We start from the raw sequence: 18,331 nt of genomic DNA, 5'->3' as shown, positions 1-18,331 counted from the left end.
GATCAACGCAACTGGAGCTTGCCGCCGAGCGTGAGCGCGCGCACGGCGGCGTCGCCGACCGATGCGCCGAAGCGCCGCACCACGCGCTCGCTGATGCTTTCCTTCTGTGTGTAATCGACGATATCCGGCTGCTTGATGACTTCGCGCGCGACATAGCTGGCGTCGCCGAAGCCATCGGCAAGACCGAGTTCGACGCTCTTCTCGCCGGTCCAGAACATGCCGGAGAAGAGCTCCGGGTCATCCTTCAGACGTTTACCGCGCCCGAGCTTCACCGCGTCGATGAACTGAGTGTGAATCTGGTCGAGCATGTCCTGCGCGTGCGCGTTCATCGCGGGCGATTCGGGCGAGAACGGATCGAACGCGCCCTTGTTCGCGCCCGACGTATGCATGCGGCGCTGGATGCCGAGCTTGTCCATCAGGCCCGTGAAGCCGAAGCCGTCCATCAGCACGCCGATCGAGCCGACGATGCTCGCGCGATCGACGTAAATCTTGTCCGCCGCCGCCGCGACGTAATAGCCGCCCGACGCGCACATGTCGTCGACGACGACGTAGAGCGGCGTTTTCGGATATTTCGCGCGAAGCCGCCGGATTTCCCCGTTGATGATGCCCGCCTGCACCGGACTGCCGCCCGGGCTATTGATGCGCAGGATCACGCCCGCCGTGTTCTCGTCCTCGAACGCGCTCTGCAGCGCGGCGTCGACGTTGTCGGCGCTCGCATCGCTGTTCGCGGCGATCTCGCCTTGGAGATCGATGAGCGCCGTGTGCTTGCCGGCCTTCGCGGCGCGGTCGCCGGTGAAATCGAACACGCCCCATGCGATCAGCGCGATCACCGCGAGAAACACGAAGCGAAAGAAGATGCGCCAGCGCCGCGCGGCGCGCTGCTCGCGGATCGCGGCGAGCGCGATGCGTTCGAGCGCCTCGCGCTCCCAGTTGTCGTTGCCGCGCGGCGGAAAATTGTCGGACATGCGTTGGTCGGTGTGAGGAGAAGGGAATCAGGCGGGGCGCAGCGCGTCGTCGGGCAGCCAGAAGACCGCGCGCCCTTCCGGCGTGTCGCGCTCTTCGACCGACACGGCCCGAAGCCGCGCGCCGCGGCATGGGCCGCCGACGCATTTGCCGCTGTCGGGCTCGTAGATCGCCCCGTGCGTGGCGCACATCAAGTATAGGCCCGAGCTTTCGAAGAACTGGCCCTCGTTCCAGTCGAGCTCCATCGGCACGTGCGCGCAGCGGTTCAGATAGCCGTACGGCTTGCCGTCGTAGCGCACGAAAAACACGACGGCCTCGCCGCTCGCCTCCGTCGCCGGGAGACGTACGCCCGCGCCGCCGTCGACGAGTTCGTCCGATGCGCACACGCGCACCGCATTGGCCGCTTCGCTCATGCGTGCTCCCGCAGCCAGCCGGCGAGGGAAGCGACGCTGTCCGCGCAGAACTGCGGCCCGAGCGCCGCGAGCGAATCCGCCGGATGCGCGCCGTATCCGACGCCGATGCCCGCCGCGCCGGCGTTGATCGCCATTTGCAGGTCGTGCGTGGTGTCACCGATCATCACCGTGCGCGCGAGATCCTGACCAAGCTCGCGGGTGAGTTCCTGGAGCATCGCCGGATGCGGCTTCGAGAAGGTTTCGTCGGCGCAGCGCGTGCTGTCGAAAAGGCTCGTGAGCCGCGATTCGTCGAGCGCGCGATTCAGCCCCACGCGGCTCTTGCCGGTCGCAACCGCGAGAAAATAGCCGAGATCGCGCAGTTCCTGAAGCAGTTCGCGCACGCCGTGGAAAAGCTCGGTTTTCTGGCCGGTGGTCAGAAAATGGAAGCGATAACGCTCGGCCAGCCGCGGATACTCGGACGGATCGAGCGTCGGCGCGCAGATCTGCAGTGCGTCCTTCAGGCCGAGGCCGATCACGTAGCTCGCGGATTCATCCGCCGGCACCGGCAGCCCGAGGTCGCGGCACGCGGCCTGAATGCTGCGCGTGATGTGGACGGTCGAATCCATCAGCGTGCCGTCCCAGTCGAAAACGATCAAATCGAATTGCTGCCGCGCCATTTACGATGTCTCTTGGTTTTTGAGTTGCTCGATGAAGCGCCGGCACTCCGCCGGCAGCGGCGCTTCCAGTTGCAACGGCTCGCCCGTCGCCGGATGCGTGATTTTCAGCCGGTAAGCGTGCAAGAACATGCGCTTGAGCGACGGTTTCGCGCTCGGCCGCGCGAGCTCCTTGTTCAACGCGAAATCGCCGTATTTGGCGTCGCCCGCGATCGGCAGGCCGATGCTCGCCATATGCACGCGAATCTGATGCGTGCGGCCCGTCTTCAGTTCCGCCTCGACCCACACATAGTCGCGCCAGCGCTCGATCAGATTAAAGACCGTATGCGACGGCAGCCCGTTTTCCTGAATGCGCACGCGCCGCTCGCCGTCCGCCGCCACGTACTTGTGCAGCGGCGCTTTCACGGCGCGCCGGCGGCCCCAATCGCTCTGCCAATCGCCGTGTCCGACCGCGTAATACCGCTTGTCGACGCGATTTTCGCGGATCTGCTCGTGCAGATGGACGAGCGCGGAACGCTTTTTCGCGAGCATCAGCACGCCCGACGTCTCGCGATCCAGCCGATGCACCAATTCGAGGAATTTCGCGTGCGGCCGCGCATTGCGAAGCTGCTCGATCACGCCGAATGCGACGCCGCTGCCGCCGTGCACCGCAACGCCGGACGGTTTGTCGATGACGATCAGATGGTCGTCCTCGAAGAGGATCGGGAATTCGGCGGCGGGCGCGTTCGACGACACCGGCGCTTCGTCCGCCTGCGCGGTGCGGATGGGCGGCACGCGCACGAGATCGCCCAGCGCAAGCCGATACGCGGCGTCGATGCGGCCTTTGTTCACGCGCACTTCGCCGCTGCGCAGAATCCGGTAAATATGGCTTTTCGGGACGCCTTTGCAGACGCGCAACAGAAAATTATCGATTCGCTGACCGGCGGCGGTCTCGTCGACTTCGATCATCGATACCTGTTCGCTTGCGACCTGTTTATGGGATGTTTTGCCTAACTCATTCATTCTGAATATAATTTGCGAGCAGCCTGAAAAAGTCGCAGCTTACGATCAAGCGGCGGCCGTGATTGGTCAGACTGTAAAGGTGCAAGCGATAAACCATTATTTTACTTGCGCCCAAGGTCGGTTGCTCACCCTGAAATCGAAGAGCGACAAGTTGCACGCACGGCGATATCACCGGCAAGGACGGAGCCCACAGGCGCGTTCGGTCGAGTCGATCGCCGCCGGTAACGGATTTTTGGTCAAAAAGAATTTTTTCGGCGAGAAGCGACGGCGCCCGGCGAACCAGCCGGACGCCCGCCCCAATCTGCCCTGCCATCGCGCGGGAGAAAAAGGCAAGTCGCGGCTCGCCGGATTGCGAACCATCGACGACGTGAATCGCTGCTGCGCTGATTGCTGCGAAGCGCGATACGAAACAAAGCGTCGCAACGAGACGAGACACGGTTGAACCGCTGGCGGCTGAGAAGCCCGCGGTCGAGCCGGCGCGGTCGAGCCGCAAGGCTGAGGGTCGGTAGCGCAGCACCGCGAGCATGTCGCGGCCTGCGCGCTTCCGACCCCGCTTTGCTGCTGCCGTCGGGAGGAATCAGGCTCTGTTGCAAGAGCGCCCTTGCGTCTAGCGCGTCAAATTTGAGACGCGCGACGCCGCGGCGCCGCCGTTCATCCTCCGTCGCGCCAGACAATCGCGTCGGCGTCTTTTCGATTGTTCGCATGTGCCCCACGGCGCGGCCGGCTCGTTCGCCGCGCGCCTGCTTTCGGCAATTCTCCCGCCAGAAGTCCCGCTCCAGCGTGCTTTGTGACAACACACAAAAAAGCGTGGCACGCCCACCTTCCCGCTTCGAGCGCGTGATCGCGATGCGCGATCACCGACGCCGATTCGCATGACGAGGGGAAGCGAAAGCTGCTCTGGAGCCGTTTCATGAAACGCATGCTGTTTAACGCGACGCAGCAAGAAGAATTGCGCGTCGCCATCGTCGATGGGCAGAAGCTCATCGACATCGATATCGAAACTGCCGGGCGCGAACAGCGCAAAGGCAACATCTACAAGGGAGTCGTCACCCGCATCGAGCCGTCGCTCGAGGCCTGCTTCGTCAACTACGGCGAAGATCGCCACGGCTTCCTGCCGTTCAAGGAAGTCGCACGCCAGTATTTCCGCGACGGCGTCGAGATGCGTTCCGCGCGCATTCAAGATGCGCTGCGCGAAGGCCAGGAACTCATCGTTCAGGTCGAGAAGGAAGAGCGCGGCAACAAGGGCGCGGCGCTGACCACGTTCATCTCGCTGGCCGGCCGTTACCTCGTGCTGATGCCGAACAACCCGCGCGGCGGCGGCGTGTCGCGCCGGATCGAGGGCGACGAGCGGCAAGAACTGCGCGAAACCATGGCGCAGCTCGAACTGCCGGAAGGCATGAGCATCATCGCGCGCACGGCGGGCATCGGCCGTTCGGCGGAAGAGCTCCAGTGGGACCTGAACTACCTGATGCAACTGTGGCGCGCGATCGAAGCCGCGTCGCAGAGCGGCGTCGCCGGCCAGCCGATGCTGATTTATCTCGAATCGAGCCTCGTCATCCGCGCGATTCGCGACTACTTCCAGCCGGATATCGGCGAAATCCTCATCGACACGACCGAAATCCATGATCAGGCGCGCGCCTTCATGGATATCGTGATGCCCGACAACCTCTCGAAGGTGAAGCGCTATCACGACGACGTGCCGCTCTTCTCGCGCTTCCAGATCGAGCACCAGATCGAAACGGCGTACTCGCGCACGGTGCCGCTGCCCTCGGGCGGCGCGATCGTGATCGATCACACCGAGGCGCTCGTCGCCATCGACGTGAACTCGGCGCGCGCGACCAAGGGCGCGGACATCGAGGAAACCGCGACGCGCACGAATCTCGAAGCCGCCGACGAAGTCGCGCGCCAGCTTCGTCTGCGCGATCTCGGCGGCCTGATCGTGATCGATTTCATCGACATGGAATCGGCCAAGAGCCAGCGCGAAGTCGAGCAGCGCCTGAAAGACGCGCTCAAGCACGATCGTGCCCGCGTACAAATGGGCAAGATTTCGCGCTTCGGCCTGATGGAACTGTCGCGCCAGCGGCTGCGTCCGGCGCTCTCGGAAGGCAGCCACGTGACGTGCCCGCGCTGCAACGGCACGGGTCATATCCGCGATACCGAATCGTCCGCGCTGCAAGTGCTGCGGATCATTCAGGAAGAAGCGATGAAGGAAAACACCGCGGCGATCCACTGCCAGGTGCCGGTCGAAGTGACCGCCTTCCTGCTGAACGAAAAGCGCTCGGAAATCAACAAGATCGAGTCGCGCTTCAAGGTCAACGTCGTTCTGATCCCGAACAAGCATCTCGAAACGCCGCACTACAAGCTGGAACGTCTGCGTCACGACGATGCGCGTCTGGACGATCCGCGCGCTTCGTGGAAGATGGCCGTGGAAGCGGCGAGCGAGCTGGAATCGGAAACCGGCTACAGCAAGCGCACCGAAGAAGTGAAGCCGAAGCAGGAAGCGGCCGTGAAGGGCATCACGCCCGAAAAGCCCGCACCGAGCGCACCGGTCAAACCCGCGCCTGTCGAGGCCGCGCCCGCTGTGGCGCCGGTGGCGGCGAGCGGCGGTTTCATCGCCTGGATCAAGAATCTGTTCGGCATTCAGCCGGCGGCGCAACCCGCGCCGGCTCCCGCCGAAGCGCAACCGGCCGCGCGCCCGCAGCGTGAGCGCGGCGAGCGCACGGGCGGCGGCGATCGCAACCGTAACCGTCGCAGCGGCAGCGCTCCGCGCGAAGGCGCAGCGGCTGGCGCGACGCCGGCTGGCAATGGCGCGGGCCGTCAGGGCGCGCGTCGGGAAGACCGCGAGGCGCGCGGCGGCCGGGAAGGCCGTGAACTGCGCGAGGTCCGCGAACCGCGTGAAGCGCGCGAGCCGCGTGAAACCCGGGAACCGCGTGAGGCACGCGAGCCGCGTGAAGCGCGTGAACCGCGCGAGGCACGTGAGCCGCGCGATCGCAACGCGGAACGCGCCGCGCGTCCGGAGGCGGGCGAGCGTCAGGAACGCCGCGAGCGTCCGGATCGAGGCGAGCGCGCCGACCGTCCGGAACGCGGCGAGCGCCGCAAGCCGCAACCGGAAGCCGCCGTCGAGGCGCTGACCCAGAGCGAAACCGTGGCGTCGGAGATCGTCGAAACGGTGCAAGTCGACGTCGACGCGCAACAGACCGGCTTCGACGCCGCATCCGCCGATCAAGCGGCCGCGCGCGATGGCGAAGAGCGCCGTCGCCGTCGCCGTGGCCGTCGTGGCGGCCGTCGCGATCGCGATGAGGACGGCATGACCGTGAATCACGCAGCCGACGTCGCGGAATCGGAAGGCGCAGCGGAAAGCGTGTCCGCGCAAGCCGGCGTGTTCGACGCCGAAGCCGCGCAGGAAGCGGCGGCCCGCCGCGAGACGCGCCCTGCCGTCCCGCAAGAGGCCGAGCAGCCTGTCGTCGAAGCTGCTGCTCAACCCGTTGCTCAGCCGGTTGCTCAACCCGTCGCCGAGCCGGTCGAAGCGAAGCCGCAAGCAGAAGCGCCCGCCGCCGCCGAAGAAGCGCCGGTTGCGCGTGCCGCCGAAGCCGAGCCATTCGAACTGAAGGCGCAAACGCCCGAGCCGACGACGTTCGATCTCTTCGCGAAGCCCGCCCCGGCGCCCGAGGTCGAGAATCCGTTCGGCCCGTCGCCGAAGACCGCCGAGCCGCAGATGGCAGACCCGTTCGTGCCCGCCGTCAAGACGGAAGAGCCGAAGCCTGCCGCCGTCGAAGCGCCGGCTGAGCCTGTCGTGCAAGCGCAAGCGCCGGCACCCGTCGCCGTGACGGAACCCGCCGAGCCTGCCGAGCCGGTGAAAACCGCAGCGGTCGCGCCGACGCCCGAAGCGACCGCGGTCGAGCCGGTGAAGCCGGTCGAGCGCACGGAAGCGGAAGTGGAAACGCAAGCGAGCGTCGCGGCCAGCGAACCGGTCGCCGTGGTTTCGGAGCCGGTGAAGGTGGCTGCGCCCGCCGCGCCCGCGACGTCGACGCCGATCGCTGTCGCCGCGCTTCAGCCGATGCTGGAGCACGCAGGCCTCGTCTGGGTCAACACGGACGAAGGCAAGCTGCGCGAAGCGAATGCGGCCGCCGCGCGCGAGCCGGCGCCGGTGCGCGTGCCGCGCGAGCGCAAGCCGCTTCCGCCGGCCGACACCACGCCGATGCAACAAGTGGAAACCGGCAAGAGCATCCACTGAGCGCGAGCCGCGTGAGCCGGGTCGCCTGCGCGATCCGGCGGCAGTCCGTCAACGCCATCGATTTTCGGATCGATGGCGTTTTTCATTGCACGGGCAAAACCGCCTGACACTGCGGGAAAACCGGGACGCCGTGTCACTAGGGGGCCTACTGTCTTGACGGCGCGGTTCCGCTAAAATGGGATGAATCAATCATCCATCGAACAAGGCCATCGCGGCCGAGGCGAGCCCCGAGTCATCATGTCCCGACGCATCATTCCCCTGGCCGATGTCAGCTCGATACCGGACTTTGCCGGCACCGCGACGTCGCCGTCCGGGCTGCTCACGGACACGCTCGCGCGCCCGCTGCGCGACCTGCGCATCTCCGTCACGGATCGCTGCAACTTCCGCTGCGTCTACTGCATGCCGCGCGAAGTGTTCGACAAGGACTACCAGTTTCTCCCGCACGCCGCCCTGCTCTCGTTCGAGGAAATCGAACGGCTCGCGCGCGTGTTCGTCGCGCATGGCGTTGAAAAAATCCGTCTCACGGGCGGCGAGCCGCTTCTGCGCAAGAACATCGAATTCCTGATCGAACGGCTCGCGCTTTTGCGCACGCCCGAAGGCCGCCCGCTCGACCTCACGCTCACGACGAACGGCTCGCTGCTCGCGCGCAAGGCGCGTTCTCTGAGAGACGCGGGCCTCTCGCGCGTCACGGTCAGCCTCGACGCGCTCGACGACGCGCTCTTTCGCCGCATGAACGACGCCGATTTCGCCGTCGCGGACGTGCTGGACGGCATCGAAACGGCGCAAGCCGCCGGGCTCGATCCGATCAAGATCAATATGGTCGTGAAGCGCGGCACGAACGACCAGGAAATCGTGCCGATGGCGCGCCATTTCAAAGGCAGCGGCGCGGTCCTGCGTTTCATCGAATATATGGATGTCGGGGCGTCGAACGGCTGGAACATGAGCGAAGTGCTGCCGTCGGCGCAGGTCGTCGAGCGCATCGGCGCGCATTTTCCGCTCGACCCGCTCGAAGCGCACACCGCCGCCGAAACGGCGCAACGCTGGGGCTATCGCGACGGCAGCGGCGAAATCGGCGTGATTTCCAGCGTGACGCGCGCCTTCTGCGGCGATTGCACGCGCGCGCGGCTTTCGACGGAAGGCAAGCTGTATCTGTGTCTCTTCGCGGTATCCGGCCACGATCTGCGCGGCCTGATCCGCAGCGGCGCGAGCGACGACGAAGTCGCGACCGCCATCGCGCGCATCTGGCAGGCACGCGGCGACCGCTATTCGCAACTGCGCGGGAGCGCATCGGCGCCATCGCGCGAGGATTCGCCTCGCGTCGAAATGTCGTACATCGGCGGCTGAGCCGGGCTGCCTGCTCGTGCTGAACGTCCATTCATCCTCGAATGTCACCGCGCTCGTGCTCGCGGGCGGACGCGGCTCGCGCATGGGCGGCGTCGACAAGGGCATGCAGCTTTTGCACGGCGAGCCGCTCGCGCTGCACGTGCTGCGGCGCGTCGCGCCTCAGGCAGCCGCGGTGCTGATCAGCGCGAATCGTTCCCTCGACGATTACGCGCGCCTGGGCGCTGCGTTCGGCGCGCGTGTCATCGCCGACACGCGTGCGGACTTTCCCGGCCCGCTCGCCGGCATCGCCGCCGCGCTGCATGCCGCGACCACCGAATTCCTGCTGATCGCGCCGTGCGACGCGCCTTTCGTCGACGAACACCTCGGCGCCGCATTGATGCACGCGCTCGACGCAAAGCGCGCCGACATTGCCTACGCCGCAACGGTCGATGCCTCCGGCGAGGTCAGCGCGCATCCGGTTTTCGCGCTTTTACGCACCGCTCTCGCGGACGATCTCGACGCCTGGCTCGACGCCGGCGAGCGCAAAGTCCGCGCGTGGTACGCGCGCCACACGGCGGCCGAAGTGCGATTTCACGATGAACGCCCGTTTTACAATATCAATGATTTACAGCAACTCGCCGAGCTCGAACGCCATTGATTGCTGTAATCCGACCGTTGCAACCCGCCTGTTCGCTCGATCCGCCGTAACGGCATCCGGCGTCCGGACGCTCAACCACCGCGCGGCCTCGTGGCTGCTTCTTCGCCGGGCACCGGCCGCGATCCACGCCGATTCATGACCACGTCTAAGGAATTCTCCGCCTGCGTCGCCCATTACGATCCGAACGCGCTGCCCGTTACCGCCGCGCAGGACATCGTGCGTCAATGGGCCGTGCCGCGCACGCGGAACGCGCAGGGCGAGCGCGTGGGTTTGGTCGACGCGCTTGGCCGCGTGCTCGCCGAAGACGTGATCTCACCCATCGACGTACCTGCCTTCGATAATTCCGCCATGGACGGCTACGCCTTCGCCGGCGCGGAGCTCGCGGGCGGCGCGACGCTGGATCTGGCTGTCGCGGGCACGGCGCTCGCCGGCAAGCCGTTCGATGCCGCCCTGCACGCGGGCCAGTGCGTGCGCATCATGACGGGCGCGCTGATTCCGCCCGGCTGCGACACGGTCGTGCCGCAGGAACTCGTCACCCGCGAGGGCGACGCGATCCGCTTTTCCACCGCGGCGATTCGCGCCGGCCAGAACCGCCGCCTGTCGGGCGAAGATCTCGCGCAAGGCAAACCCGCGCTGATCGCGGGCCGCATCGTGCGCGCGTCGGATCTCGGCTTGCTCGCGTCGCTCGGCATCGGCGAAGTGGCCGTGCACAAGCGCCTCACCGTCGCGTTTTTTTCGACGGGCGACGAATTGCGCTCGGTCGGCGAACCGCTGAGCCCGGGCAGCCTTTACGACAGCAATCGCTACACGCTCTTCGCGATGCTGAAGCGGCTGAACGTCGAAACCGTCGATCTCGGCATCGTCCGCGACGACCGCGCGTCGCTCGAAAAAGCGCTGCGCGAGGCAACGGAACGCGCGGACGTCGTCATCAGTTCGGGCGGCGTCTCGGTCGGCGATGCGGACTTCACGCGCGAGCTCATGAATTCGCTCGGCGACGTCGCCTTCTGGAAAATCGCGATGCGCCCCGGACGGCCGCTCGCATTCGGCCGCCTGTGGTCGGGCGAGCGCGCGGGAACGGGCGAATCGGCGCTGTTCTTCGGTTTGCCGGGCAATCCGGTCGCCGTGATGGCCACGTTCTACTTCATCGTGCGCGAGGCGCTTCTGGCGATGTCCGGCGCGACGCGCCAGCCGCTCACGGCGATCCGCGCGAACAGCGTCGAGCCGATGAAAAAGCGCGCGGGCCGCACCGAGTTCCAGCGCGGCATCGCCACACGTGACGGCGACGACGGCCGCTGGCGCGTCGTCACCACGGGTCCGCAAGGTTCCGGCGTGCTCAGTTCGATGAGCGAAGCGAATTGCTTCATCGTGCTGGAGCACGCGCGCGGCGACATCGACGCCGGCGACGAAGTCGAGATCGTGCCGTTCGACGGCTTGATCTGATCGAACGCCGCCAGACCATACATTCCTACACCGATAGACGGGGCTTTCTTCCATGAAAAAGCAGATTTCATTCATCGCACCGGGACAGACCGCCAAGGCGCTGATCCTCGTGTATCTGACTTTCAGCGTGCCGATCGTGCTGCTCGGCGTGGTGGTCGCGTTCGTGCGCTATGGCTCGGTGGAAGTGAGCACCGTGACGAGCGCGCTGCTGCTGAACGCGATTCTCGGTTTCATCCTGCTGTGGATCGCGTGCCACGCCTATAACTGGGTGGCGTCGCGTTTCGGCGGCATCGAGATCGTGCTGTCCGACGCGCCGGAGGAAGCGTGAGCGCCGCGAACCGCGGTGCAACGATTCGCGCGGCCACGCCCGCCGACGTCCCCGCGATCTTCGGCCTGATGTTCGAGCTCGCGGAGTTCGAAAAGCTCACGCATCTGTTCATCGCGACCGAAGCGGGCGTACATGAGGCGCTCTTCGGCGGGCGCCCCGCCGCTGAAGCGCTCGTCGCGGAGCAGGAAGGCGAAATCGTGAGCTACGCGCTCTTCTTCCAGAACTTCTCGACCTTCCTCGGCAAGCGCGGCCTCTATCTCGAAGACCTGTACGTGCGTCCGTCGATGCGCGGCAGCGGCCTCGGCACGCTGATGCTGAAGCAGCTCGCAGCGCTCGCGGTCGAGCGCCAGTGCGGCCGCTTCGAGTGGTCGGTGCTCGACTGGAATCAGAACGCGATCGACTTCTACGAAAAGATGGGCGCGACCGTGTTGCCCGACTGGCGCATCGTGCGCGTGACGGGCGAACCGCTCGAACGCCTCGCCCGGTAACTCAGATTTCGTCGTCGTCGGGCGACGTCTCGCCGGGCGCATGTCCCAAAAGCCCCGCGGCCTGTTCTCCCGGCAGCGCCTCGACATCCCGCAGGCGCTTGCCCATCTGCCGCGTGCGCGTCTGCGCCGCGTCGATCGAGCGTGCGACGGTTTCGAGCTGCGACTTCGTCTTCGCGAGCACTTCGCCGAACTTGCCGAACTCGGTCTTCACCGCGCCCAGCACCTGCCACACCTCGCTTGAACGCTTTTCGATGGCAAGCGTGCGAAAACCCATTTGCAGGCTGTTGAGAATCGCGGTCAGGGTCGTCGGCCCGGCGACGCTCACGCGATACTCGCGCTGGAGCGCATCGCTCAGGCCCGGACGGCGCAGCACTTCGGCGTAGAGCCCTTCCGTCGGCAGAAAGAGCAGCGCGAAATCCGTTGTGTGAGGCGGCGCGACGTACTTCTGCGCGATCGACTTCGCCTCCGCGCGCAGCCGCCCTTCGAGCGCGCGCGACGCGTCCTCGACCGCGACCGGGTCCGCGCGCTCCTGCGCATCGATCAGACGCTCGTAGTCCTCGCGCGGAAATTTCGCGTCGATAGGCAGCCACACGGGCGTGGCCGCATCGCCCGGCGCGCCTGGCGCATCGTGCCGGCCGGGCAGCTTGATCGCGAATTCGACGCGTTCGCCCCGGTTCGGCACCGTCGCCACGTTCTTCGCGTACTGATCCGGCGTGAGCAGTTGTTCGAGCAGCGATTCGAGCTGCACTTCGCCCCAGATGCCGCGCGTCTTGACGTTGGTGAGCACCTTCTTCAGATCGCCGACGCCTGCCGCGAGCGTCTGCATTTCGCCGAGCCCGCGATGCACCTGCTCCAGCCGGTCCGACACCAGCTTGAACGATTCGCCGAGCCGCTGTTCGAGCGTCGCGTGCAGCTTTTCATCGACGGTTCTGCGCATCTCTTCGAGCTTCGTCGCGTTGTTCGCCTCGATGTCTTTCAGACGCGCTTCGAGCGTCGCGCGCACTTCGCCGAGCCGCCGCTCGTTCGCTTCGGACAACTGCGCGAGATGCAGCGACATCGAATCGGCGAAGCGCTTCAGCGCATTGCCCTGATCCTCGCGCGCCTGCTGGCTCTGCTGCGCGAGTTGTTGCGCGAGCGCGTCGAACTGCGCGTTCTGCACGCTCGACGTATTCGCGAGCTGCGTGGACAGCGTCTGATGAAACTGCGCGAAACCGCCTTGCGATTCCATGCGCGACACGCGCGCGCTCTCCGCGATATCGCCGCGCAAGCCGCGTTCGAGCCGCTCCTGCGCGCGCGCGTGCGCCTCGCCCATGTCGTTCACGCGATCGGTGAGCGCTTCGAATTCGTCGAGGATGAATGCGTTCGAGTTGCGCCGCATCGACATGACGAGCGCGATGAGCGCGGCCACCAGCGCGATCGCCAGCACGGCGAGCGCGCCAACCAACATTTGCGTCATTTCTTCAGTACGTCCGGATTGATCGGGTTCGGGGGATTGCCGGCGCGCGGGCCTTCACCCAGCGCGGCGATGAGATTGTCGGCGGCGAGATTGGCCATCGCCCGGCGCGTGCCCTCGGTCGCGCTCGCGATGTGCGGCGTCAGCACCACGTTGTCGAGCGCGAGGAAATCGCGGTTGAGGTTCGGCTCGCCTTCGAACACGTCGATGCCCGCCGCCGCGATGCGCTTCTCGCGCAAGGCAACGATGAGCGCCGCGTCATCGACGATGCCGCCGCGCGCGATATTGGTGAGCGTCGCGGTCGGCTTCATCAGCGCGAGCTCGGCCGCGCCGATCGTGTGATGGCTCTCCTTCGAGTAAGGCACGACGAGCACGACGTGATCCGCGCGCCTGAGAAGATCTTCCTTCGACGCATATTCGGCGTTCAGCTCCGCCTCGATCTCGGGCGCGACGCGCGAACGGTTGTGATACATCACGCGCATGTTGAAGCCAGCCGCCCGCCGCGCGAGCGCCTGGCCGATACGTCCCATGCCGATCACGCCGAGCGTCGAGCCGTGCACGTCCGCGCCGAGGAACGAGTCGAACGACCACTTCTGCCACTTGCCCGCGCGCAGAAAGTGCTCGGACTCGGTGACGCGGCGCGCCGCCGCCATCATCAGCGCCCAGCCGAAGTCGGCGGTGGTTTCGTTGAGCACGTTCGGCGTGTTGGTGCCGAGCACGCCGTGCGCGTCGAACGCGTGCATGTCGAAGTTGTTGTAGCCGACCGCCATGTTCGCGACGACTTTCAGATTCGGCGCGCCCGTCAGTTCCTTCTCGCCGACCCATTCGCCCGCGGTGAAGGCGCCGTCCTTATCGGCGAGACGGCGCGCGAATTCGTCTTGCGGGAGCACGTCGCCGGGATTCGCATCGACTTCGAAATACTGTTTCAGGCGCTCGATCACATCGGGAAAAGTGGGACGCGCGACAAGGACTTTCTTCATCGATTGCTCCTAGAAAAATAGCCAGCCCAGAACGGCGAAAAGCGGCAGAAGGATCGCGCCCGACCATGCCATATAGCCGAAGAAACTCGGCATGCGCACGCCGCGCGATTCGGCGATCGCCTTCACCATAAAATTCGGCGCATTGCCGATATACGTGTTCGCGCCCATGAAGACCGCGCCCGCGGAGATGGCGGCGAGCGTGGTGGCGTCGGTGGTCATGAGCGTGCGCGCGTCGCCGCCCGCGAGATTGAAGAAAACGAGATAGGTCGGCGCGTTGTCGAGAAAGGAAGACAGCAGACCCGTCGCCCAGAAGTAGGCGATGTCGATCGGCTTGCCCTGCGCGTCCGACACCGCGTGCACGATGCCCGCGAATGCGCCCGCCTCGCCCGCGCGCAGGATCGCGATGACCGGCGCGATAGTGATAAAGATGGCCGCGAAGAGCTTGGCGACTTCCTCGATCGGCGCCCAGTCGAACGCGTTGCCCGCGCGCGCGCTTTTCGGCGTGAGCGCGAGCGAGGCCAGCAGCACGCAGGCCAGCAGCCCGTCGCGCACGAGGTTCTGCAATTGCACGTGCGTGCCGAGCACGTCGAATTCGACGCCGGGCTTCCAGATGCCGCTCATCAGCACGAGCGCGACGATCGCCGCGAGCAGCGCGAAGTTGATCTTGCCGTCGATGCCGAGCGGCGGGGTGTCGGGCGTCGGATCGAGGAACGGGTGCTTCGCGTCGTGCGTGCGCCAGTAATGGCGGTCGAGCGCGTAGAAGATGGCGAGCAGCGCGACGCAGACGAAGAGCATCGGCAGCGCAAGATGCAGCGTCGTCCAGAAGAAGCCGACGCCGTTCAGAAAGCCGAGAAAGAGCGGCGGATCGCCGAGCGGCGTGAGCGAGCCGCCCGCGTTCGCGACGAGAAAGATAAAGAACACGACGACATGCACAGCGTGCTTGCGGTTGTCGTTCGCGCGCAAGAGCGGCCTGATCAGCAACATGGCCGCGCCCGTCGTGCCCATGATGCTCGCGAGCGCCGCGCCGAGCGCAAGCAGTCCGGTATTGAGATGCGCCGAGCCGTGCAGATTGCCGCGCACGCAAATGCCGCCCGCCACCGTATAGAGCGCGGCGAGCAGAATGATGAACGGCACATACTCTTCGAGCAGCGCGTGGATCAGCACGCCGGCCGCCGTTCCGGCACCGAACGCGAGCGCGAACGGCGCGAGAAACGCGATGGTCCATGCCGCCGCGATCTTGCCGAAGTGGTGGTGCCACAGCTTCGGCGCGACGAGCGGAAACACGGCGATGGACAGCAGAACGCCGATAAACGGAATGCCCCACGCGGCGGACAACGAAGCGCCGTCGAACGTCGCCGCCGAAGCGCCGGACGCCGCGGTGCACGCCACGACGCCTGCAAGGAAACGCCGCATCGAACTCACGCCCCGCGCACGACGATCACGTGCACGCGATACGGCCCATGCGCGCCGAGCACGATGGTCTGTTCGATATCGCCGGTGCGCGACGGTCCGGAGACGAAGTTCACGGCGCGCGGCAGTTCGCCCCGCTCGGCGCGCATCAGCGCGAACGCGTCTTCGTGCGCCGCGACGATGCGCGAGGCCGGCACGATCGCGATATGCGTCTGCGGCAGCAGCGCGCCGGATGCGGGCGTGTCCGGCCCGGACAGCAGCACGAGCGAGCCGGTTTCAGCCGTCGCGCAAAAGCAGCCGGTGATGCCGACGAGATCGGCGTCGGCAGGCTTGCGAAACGCGGCCCGAATGCCGACCTCGGCCCACGGAAGTTCGGCGAGCGCGGGCCACGCGACGACATCGGCGGAAAGATTCAGCGACTGGAGATAGCGCGCGGCTTCGGCAGGCGCTTCCGCGAGCGATTGCACTTCGGCGACGGTCGTGGCGAGACGTTCGGCTTCGAGCGTGAACCGCGCGACGAGTTCGTCGGGCGTTCCGGGCAGCGGCGGACGCGGGCCCGCCGGATGCCGCTCGACGTATTCGCGCGCGGCGCTGTATTCGGCGTCCGTCGGCGAGCCACGGCGGCCCTGCGCGCTGCGAATGCGCGCGAGAATATTGCGGCGCGCAGCCGATGTGTCCATGGGTGCCGTCCTCGTGGTTGCGTGCTCTGGGATCGTGCGCGCCGGATCGATCGACGCGTCCGAATTATAGCGAGCGATGTTCGCGCAAGAACCTCGGCCGAACGGCATAGGCCGCATGCACGAACGCGCGAGAATCAGTCGTCGCCCGCCGGCTGCTCGATGCCGAAAACCTGGCGCAGATAGGCGAGATAAGCCTTGTCGTCGCACATGTTCTTGCCGGGAGAATCCGAGAGCTTCGCGACCGGCTGACCGTTGCAGCGAACCATCTTCATGACGATCTGCAGCGGCTGATAGCCAAGGTCGTTGGTGAGATTCGTGCCGACGCCGAACGCAAGCTGGCAGCGTCCGCGAAAACGCTCGTACAACTGCAGCACCTTGGGAATATCGAGCGCGTCGGAGAACACGAGCACCTTGGTGCGCGGATCGCAGCGGTTTTCCTCGTAATGCCGGATGAGGCGCTCGCCCCAGTCGAAGGGATCGCCGGAATCGTGGCGCGCGCCGTCGAAGAGCTTGCAGAAATACATGTCGAAGTCGCGCAGGAACGCCTTCATGCCGTAGACGTCCGACAGCGCGATACCGAGGTCGCCGCGATATTCCTTCGCCCACATCTCGAAGCCGAAGATCTGCGAGTCGCGCAGGCGCGGACCCAGCGCCTGGCACGCCTGCAGATACTCGTGCGCCATCGTGCCGAGCGGCCGCAAGCCGTGCTTCATCGCATAGAACACGTTGCTCGTGCCCGCGAACTGCGCGCCGAGCTTGTCCTTCAGCGTGAGCACCACTTCCTCGTGCCACTGCCCGGAAAAGCGGCGGCGCGTGCCGTAATCGGCGATCTTGCAGTCGGAATATTCGGGCGGCGTGGCGAGCAGCTTGATCTTGTCGCGCAGGCGCTCGCGGCCGGTTTCGTACTCGGGCTTGCGCTGCGTGTTGCGGAAATACACCTCGTTGACGATCGCGAGCACCGGAATCTCGAAGAGAATCGTATGCAGCCACGGCCCTTCGATTTCGATATCGATCTCGCCATTTTTCTTTGGCGACGGCGAGATGCGCACCGACTTCTCGTTCAGATGAAAGAGCGCGAGGAAGTCGATGAAATCGCTCTTGATGAAGCGCATGCGCCGCAGGTAATCCAGCTCTTCTTCCTTGAAGCGCAGATTGCACAGTTGCCGCACCTCGTCGCGAATTTCGTCGATGTACGGGACGAGATCCACGTTCGGCGTGCGGCAGCGGAACTTGTATTCGACGTGCGCCGCGGGGAAATGATGCAGGACGACCTGCATCATCGTGAACTTGTAGAGGTCGGTATCGAGCAGCGAATTGATGATCATGGTTCTGACTGGAACATCCACCAAAGAGGCCGCGCGGGCCTTCATGCCTTTAGGGCCATGTTACCCGAATGTCCGCCGGCGCATGACCATGCACCGCCCTTTCTCGAAGCCGCGCATACATACATCACGAATCGATATAAAAGGCGCGTCGCGCCGGTCGCGCCCGCTTTTACCGTTACGCTACAATATGCGTTTTGGCAAGCGCACCTTCGGCCTATGCAGCCGTTCAGGGCGCCACCCCCACGAATTCCGCATGCAGGAGCCTGAATGACTCACGTTGTGACCGAAAGCTGCATCAAGTGCAAGTACACCGATTGCGTGGACGTGTGCCCGGTGGATTGCTTCCGCGAAGGTCCCAACTTTCTCGCGATCGATCCCGACGAGTGCATCGACTGCGCCGTGTGCGTCGCCGAATGCCCGGTGAACGCGATCTACGCCGAAGAGGACGTGCCCTCGGACCAGCAGCACTTCACCGAACTGAACGCCGATCTCGCGCGCAACTGGCCGAGCATCACGAAAACCAAGGGATCGCTTCCCGAGGCGGACGAGTTCAAGGACGTCAAAGAGAAGCTGAACCTGCTCGAACGTTGATTCGGGCATGGCTCGCGCATCGGTGCGCGCAACCGGCCTCGTTCGATTGCTAAATTGCGTATCGAATGAAGATTGGGCGTTGACACGTTAGCAACAGCACCCTATACTTTCGCTTCTCTGCTGTAGATGTTCCCCGATAGCTCAGTCGGTAGAGCGCCGGACTGTTAATCCGTAGGTCCCTGGTTCGAGCCCAGGTCGGGGAGCCAAAAACTCCAGCAAGTCGGTTTCAAAAAAACCCAGTCAATAGGCTGGGTTTTTTATCTCAGTTGCACCTGTTTCAGTTGTTCCCCGATAGCTCAGTCGGTAGAGCGCCGGACTGTTAATCCGTAGGTCCCTGGTTCGAGCCCAGGTCGGGGAGCCAAGAGCTTCACTCAAAAAGCCCAGTCACGC

17 protein-coding genes and 2 tRNA genes are annotated in these 18,331 nt (G+C 65.4%); 9 read left to right on the top strand and 10 right to left on the bottom strand.

Features of this window, described 5'->3' with window-relative positions:
• Positions 1–2: 2 nt before the first annotated feature.
• The 5 genes from AWB70_RS30945 to AWB70_RS38535 are packed head-to-tail and all read right to left on the bottom strand — an operon-like array spanning position 3 to position 3,557.
• Positions 3–965, bottom strand: a complete 963-nt coding sequence (locus tag AWB70_RS30945) for a S49 family peptidase (RefSeq protein WP_045450872.1) — start codon at positions 963–965, stop codon at positions 3–5.
• 27 nt (positions 966–992) lie between these two features.
• Positions 993–1,376: a Rieske (2Fe-2S) protein gene (locus AWB70_RS30940; protein WP_053568575.1), complete on the bottom strand. Its 384-nt coding sequence runs from the start codon at positions 1,374–1,376 to the stop codon at positions 993–995.
• Positions 1,373–2,032, bottom strand: a complete 660-nt coding sequence (locus AWB70_RS30935) for an HAD-IA family hydrolase (protein WP_014191971.1) — start codon at positions 2,030–2,032, stop codon at positions 1,373–1,375. The genes AWB70_RS30940 and AWB70_RS30935 overlap by 4 nt, the downstream gene beginning before the upstream one ends.
• Positions 2,033–3,031, bottom strand: a complete 999-nt coding sequence (rluC, locus tag AWB70_RS30930) for a 23S rRNA pseudouridine(955/2504/2580) synthase RluC (RefSeq protein ID WP_041730549.1) — start codon at positions 3,029–3,031, stop codon at positions 2,033–2,035.
• Positions 3,024–3,557: a hypothetical protein gene (locus tag AWB70_RS38535; RefSeq protein ID WP_053568576.1), complete on the bottom strand. Its 534-nt coding sequence runs from the start codon at positions 3,555–3,557 to the stop codon at positions 3,024–3,026. The genes rluC and AWB70_RS38535 overlap by 8 nt, the downstream gene beginning before the upstream one ends.
• Positions 3,558–3,941: 384 nt before the next feature.
• Here AWB70_RS38535 and AWB70_RS30925 point away from each other — a divergent pair, with 384 nt between their 5' ends.
• The 6 genes from AWB70_RS30925 (at position 3,942) to AWB70_RS30900 (ending at position 11,502) form a co-directional block, all read left to right on the top strand.
• Complete coding sequence (locus AWB70_RS30925; protein WP_053568577.1) at positions 3,942–7,265, top strand: Rne/Rng family ribonuclease; 3,324 nt, start codon at positions 3,942–3,944, stop codon at positions 7,263–7,265.
• 237 nt (positions 7,266–7,502) lie between these two features.
• Positions 7,503–8,609 (top strand): GTP 3',8-cyclase MoaA, encoded by a 1,107-nt coding sequence (gene moaA / locus AWB70_RS30920; protein ID WP_014191974.1) that lies wholly within the window; start codon positions 7,503–7,505, stop codon positions 8,607–8,609.
• Positions 8,610–8,691: 82 nt separating this feature from the next.
• Entirely contained in the window at positions 8,692–9,246 is a 555-nt protein-coding gene (gene mobA / locus AWB70_RS30915; protein WP_231927739.1) for a molybdenum cofactor guanylyltransferase MobA, read from the top strand.
• 135 nt (positions 9,247–9,381) lie between these two features.
• Complete coding sequence (gene moeA, locus AWB70_RS30910; RefSeq protein WP_053568578.1) at positions 9,382–10,686, top strand: molybdopterin molybdotransferase MoeA; 1,305 nt, start codon at positions 9,382–9,384, stop codon at positions 10,684–10,686.
• Positions 10,687–10,738: 52 nt separating this feature from the next.
• Complete coding sequence (locus AWB70_RS30905) at positions 10,739–11,014, top strand: hypothetical protein (RefSeq protein ID WP_008342276.1); 276 nt, start codon at positions 10,739–10,741, stop codon at positions 11,012–11,014.
• A 68-nt stretch (positions 11,015–11,082) separates the two neighbouring features.
• Positions 11,083–11,502 carry a GNAT family N-acetyltransferase gene (locus AWB70_RS30900; protein ID WP_053568610.1) on the top strand — a complete coding sequence of 140 codons (420 nt, stop codon included), beginning with the start codon at positions 11,083–11,085 and terminating at the stop codon, positions 11,500–11,502.
• 1 nt (position 11,503) lies between these two features.
• On the opposite strand, the gene AWB70_RS30895 is transcribed toward AWB70_RS30900, so the two are convergent.
• The 5 genes from AWB70_RS30895 to pncB all read right to left on the bottom strand — a co-directional run bounded on the left by AWB70_RS30895 (position 11,504) and on the right by pncB (position 17,350).
• Positions 11,504–12,958, bottom strand: a complete 1,455-nt coding sequence (locus AWB70_RS30895) for a DNA recombination protein RmuC (protein ID WP_053568579.1) — start codon at positions 12,956–12,958, stop codon at positions 11,504–11,506.
• Entirely contained in the window at positions 12,955–13,935 is a 981-nt protein-coding gene (locus AWB70_RS30890; protein WP_045450881.1) for a 2-hydroxyacid dehydrogenase, read from the bottom strand. The genes AWB70_RS30895 and AWB70_RS30890 overlap by 4 nt, the downstream gene beginning before the upstream one ends.
• A gap of 9 nt (positions 13,936–13,944) precedes the next feature.
• Positions 13,945–15,348 (bottom strand): sodium:proton antiporter, encoded by a 1,404-nt coding sequence (locus tag AWB70_RS30885; RefSeq protein WP_053568611.1) that lies wholly within the window; start codon positions 15,346–15,348, stop codon positions 13,945–13,947.
• Between the two features lie 5 nt (positions 15,349–15,353).
• Positions 15,354–16,025, bottom strand: coding sequence for a LutC/YkgG family protein (locus AWB70_RS30880; protein WP_053568580.1), 672 nt, complete (start codon positions 16,023–16,025; stop codon positions 15,354–15,356).
• A gap of 134 nt (positions 16,026–16,159) precedes the next feature.
• A complete protein-coding gene (gene pncB, locus AWB70_RS30875; protein WP_014191982.1) occupies positions 16,160–17,350 on the bottom strand; it encodes a nicotinate phosphoribosyltransferase in 1,191 nt (396 codons plus the stop codon).
• Positions 17,351–17,617: 267 nt separating this feature from the next.
• Here pncB and fdxA point away from each other — a divergent pair, with 267 nt between their 5' ends.
• The 3 genes from fdxA to AWB70_RS30860 all read left to right on the top strand — a co-directional run bounded on the left by fdxA (position 17,618) and on the right by AWB70_RS30860 (position 18,302).
• Positions 17,618–17,941, top strand: a complete 324-nt coding sequence (gene fdxA, locus AWB70_RS30870) for a ferredoxin FdxA (RefSeq protein ID WP_014191983.1) — start codon at positions 17,618–17,620, stop codon at positions 17,939–17,941.
• 130 nt (positions 17,942–18,071) lie between these two features.
• Positions 18,072–18,147 (top strand) — tRNA-Asn (locus AWB70_RS30865).
• 79 nt (positions 18,148–18,226) lie between these two features.
• A tRNA-Asn gene (locus tag AWB70_RS30860) sits at positions 18,227–18,302 on the top strand.
• The last annotated feature ends 29 nt before the right edge of the window (positions 18,303–18,331 follow it).

It is taken from the genome of Caballeronia cordobensis, from assembly GCF_001544575.2.
Lineage (GTDB): Bacteria > Pseudomonadota > Gammaproteobacteria > Burkholderiales > Burkholderiaceae > Caballeronia > Caballeronia cordobensis.
The sequence above is the reverse complement of the archived record's forward strand: the minus strand, read 5'-3'. Positions and strand labels throughout refer to the sequence as shown.

What these genes read in the sequence shown, in the direction of transcription:
- AWB70_RS30945 (WP_045450872.1), bottom strand. Translation starts at nt 965, where the DNA reads ATGTCCGACAATTTTCCGCCGCGCGGCAACGACAACTGGGAGCGCGAG.
- AWB70_RS30940 (WP_053568575.1), bottom strand. Translation starts at nt 1,376, where the DNA reads ATGAGCGAAGCGGCCAATGCGGTGCGCGTGTGCGCATCGGACGAACTC.
- AWB70_RS30935 (WP_014191971.1), bottom strand. Translation starts at nt 2,032, where the DNA reads ATGGCGCGGCAGCAATTCGATTTGATCGTTTTCGACTGGGACGGCACG.
- rluC (WP_041730549.1), bottom strand. Translation starts at nt 3,031, where the DNA reads ATGAATGAGTTAGGCAAAACATCCCATAAACAGGTCGCAAGCGAACAG.
- AWB70_RS38535 (WP_053568576.1), bottom strand. Translation starts at nt 3,557, where the DNA reads ATGCTCGCGGTGCTGCGCTACCGACCCTCAGCCTTGCGGCTCGACCGC.
- AWB70_RS30925 (WP_053568577.1), top strand. Translation starts at nt 3,942, where the DNA reads ATGAAACGCATGCTGTTTAACGCGACGCAGCAAGAAGAATTGCGCGTC.
- moaA (WP_014191974.1), top strand. Translation starts at nt 7,503, where the DNA reads ATGTCCCGACGCATCATTCCCCTGGCCGATGTCAGCTCGATACCGGAC.
- mobA (WP_231927739.1), top strand. Translation starts at nt 8,692, where the DNA reads ATGGGCGGCGTCGACAAGGGCATGCAGCTTTTGCACGGCGAGCCGCTC.
- moeA (WP_053568578.1), top strand. Translation starts at nt 9,382, where the DNA reads ATGACCACGTCTAAGGAATTCTCCGCCTGCGTCGCCCATTACGATCCG.
- AWB70_RS30905 (WP_008342276.1), top strand. Translation starts at nt 10,739, where the DNA reads ATGAAAAAGCAGATTTCATTCATCGCACCGGGACAGACCGCCAAGGCG.
- AWB70_RS30900 (WP_053568610.1), top strand. Translation starts at nt 11,083, where the DNA reads ATGTTCGAGCTCGCGGAGTTCGAAAAGCTCACGCATCTGTTCATCGCG.
- AWB70_RS30895 (WP_053568579.1), bottom strand. Translation starts at nt 12,958, where the DNA reads ATGACGCAAATGTTGGTTGGCGCGCTCGCCGTGCTGGCGATCGCGCTG.
- AWB70_RS30890 (WP_045450881.1), bottom strand. Translation starts at nt 13,935, where the DNA reads ATGAAGAAAGTCCTTGTCGCGCGTCCCACTTTTCCCGATGTGATCGAG.
- AWB70_RS30885 (WP_053568611.1), bottom strand. Translation starts at nt 15,348, where the DNA reads ATGCGGCGTTTCCTTGCAGGCGTCGTGGCGTGCACCGCGGCGTCCGGC.
- AWB70_RS30880 (WP_053568580.1), bottom strand. Translation starts at nt 16,025, where the DNA reads ATGGACACATCGGCTGCGCGCCGCAATATTCTCGCGCGCATTCGCAGC.
- pncB (WP_014191982.1), bottom strand. Translation starts at nt 17,350, where the DNA reads ATGATCATCAATTCGCTGCTCGATACCGACCTCTACAAGTTCACGATG.
- fdxA (WP_014191983.1), top strand. Translation starts at nt 17,618, where the DNA reads ATGACTCACGTTGTGACCGAAAGCTGCATCAAGTGCAAGTACACCGAT.